The organism is Streptomyces sp. NPDC018026, assembly GCF_044327745.1.
GTDB classification, from domain to species: Bacteria; Actinomycetota; Actinomycetes; order Streptomycetales; family Streptomycetaceae; genus Streptomyces; species Streptomyces rubrogriseus.
The window spans coordinates 1-2,080 of the sequence record NZ_JBIRFY010000046.1 but is presented as its reverse complement, the minus strand read 5'-3'; the positions used below and the strand labels follow the sequence as shown (position 1 = coordinate 2,080).

At 66.3% G+C, this 2,080-nt stretch carries 2 protein-coding genes; both read right to left on the bottom strand.

Annotation, left to right across the window (positions count from 1 at the left end; genetic code table 11):
* Positions 1-12 precede the first annotated feature (12 nt).
* Positions 13-1,455, bottom strand: a complete 1,443-nt coding sequence (locus ACH4D3_RS41170; protein WP_398332883.1) for an NF041680 family putative transposase — start codon at positions 1,453-1,455, stop codon at positions 13-15.
* A gap of 132 nt (positions 1,456-1,587) precedes the next feature.
* Complete coding sequence (locus ACH4D3_RS41165) at positions 1,588-1,995, bottom strand: hypothetical protein (RefSeq protein WP_398332882.1); 408 nt, start codon at positions 1,993-1,995, stop codon at positions 1,588-1,590.
* Positions 1,996-2,080: the final 85 nt, after the last annotated feature.

Here is a 2,080-nt window from a genome sequence, read left to right as displayed (position 1 = left end):
CTTGTTCTTTATCTACCAAGATCTTCCGGGTTTGCCGATGGCCTTGAGGGTCTCGGGACGCCTGACGGTTTTGCCGACGTCGTAGCGGGGTGCCCGGTGTTTGTTCTTGGCGCCGGGTGGCCGTCCAGGTCCGGCGCCTTGAGGTTTGGGAACACGGGCCGGGCAGGCGAGATGAGCGCGGATGTTCCTGAACCCCCGGCGGACCCGGGCCGGGGTGAGCCGGCCGGAGGTGGTGGGCCTCTCCCAGGGCCTGCGGAGGTCAGCGGCCAGGGGCCGGGCGAGCCGGAGCTGGGTGTGCGCGACGATCAGGAGCCAGGTCCAGCGGTCCGCGGCGTCGGGAGTACGGAGTTTCGGGGTGGTCCAGCCGAGGGTCTGTTTCGCGAAGCGGAAGGTGTGCTCCAGATCGAAACGGCGGAGAAACGCCTGCCAGAAGCGGTCCACGTCATCCGCGGTGGCGCCGGTCTTGGAGGACCATAACCACACCGGCGGAGCATCCCGGTCCTTCGACAGGTGCTCAACCTTCAGGCGGATCAGCGTCCCTTCAACCAAGGGCAGTTCGCCTTCGTGGTCCAGCCATGAGGACCGGTGGGTGAGCCGGGGGTGGACCCGGTCCCATGCCTGGGTTTCGGCCTTGCCGTAGTTGGTGGTGTCCGTGATCGTGGTGATGGCCGGCTCGGGCCAGGTCTCCGGTTCGGCGAAGCGGAATTCCGGGCCGTGCTTAGGCGGACGGCCATTCACGCCGTGCATCCTCGGTGGCTTCGGCAGGCGCATGACGCGGTCGGAGCGGACCCGGCCGACCAGCTCGACCGGCAGGTCGCGCAGGACCCAGGCCAGACGGGTGACGTCATAGCCGGCGTCACTGACGATCACGATGGCCGGGTCCCCGGCATTCCACTGGCCGGCGGTGATGAGCCGCTCGACGACACCTCGCAGTTGGTCGGCCGTGATGGCGGTCGCGTCGTCCACTGGCCCCAGCCGCACCGCATCCAAGATTGCGGTCCAGGACGTGGCGCCCGGCTCCAGCACAGCGACGAAGGAGTAGGGCCAGCCCGGGATGAACTGCGAGGCCGTCTTCGCACGGCCGTAGACATGGCAGAACAGTCGGTCCGCCGAACAAGGCGCGTCCGAACGAAGCCACGGCGAGACATCGACCGCCAGGACCAGGCGTCCGCCGTCGAACCGCGGCAGCGACAGCCCGGCCAGCGCCATACGCAGCTGGTCGGCGTCGATCCTGCCGTGGTTCAGGCCGCCGTACATTGCTCCGTGGCCACGTCGATGCTCGGGCAGCAACGTCAGGTCCACCGGCGTCTTCACCGCCCCGTCCGCACACAGCATCGCGTCCACCAACTCGAACAGCTCGTCGCGTCGCGCGCTCAGACACTCGTAGAACTCACCCCGGAAGCGTGACGCTTCCGCGAGCGCCTCCCTCCGGACAGCATCAGGCAGCAGACTCACCCTCACGGCCTTCGTCGTGGTTACGTGCACCTTGGTCGGAGCACATGATCAGACGAAGGCCGCCCCCACGTCCGGCGAATCCACACGTGAGCCACCTAGTTCGAAGATCATTCGAGCTGATACACGGCTCCGTCACACTGTCTCGGCGCTGATGACGACGTCAACCGCGCGAGCCCATCCCTGCGGATCGTCAACCGAGACCCGCACTCGCCGCCTACCTGGCTGCCCGAGCAGGGAAGTAGTGAATCGGCTCTCGCCAACGACATCCCCCACCACGAGCCGACCGTCACTCAGCAGAAGATGCCCGTCGAACACGGTGGTCAGAGGCTCTCTGTCACTTCCGTGGTCATCCGCGTCGCCGCGATCCTGGAAGACTCGAACCTTGACCAGCGCAACCTGGGCCTGCACCCGAACGATGAGGTGCGTGTCGCATGCAGCGGCAGGAGCGCCGTCGAGGGCCAACGTGGTGGGGATCCACTCGGTCGAACCGAGCGCCATCACCGGGTGATTCACATACAGGTCTACCCCTGCGATCTGCACAGCCTGACTCCCAGTCCATCCGTGACGTTCAGCGGAGGATAGAACCAGGCACTGACAAGAAGGTCCCGAGGTTAAAGAACAAGCT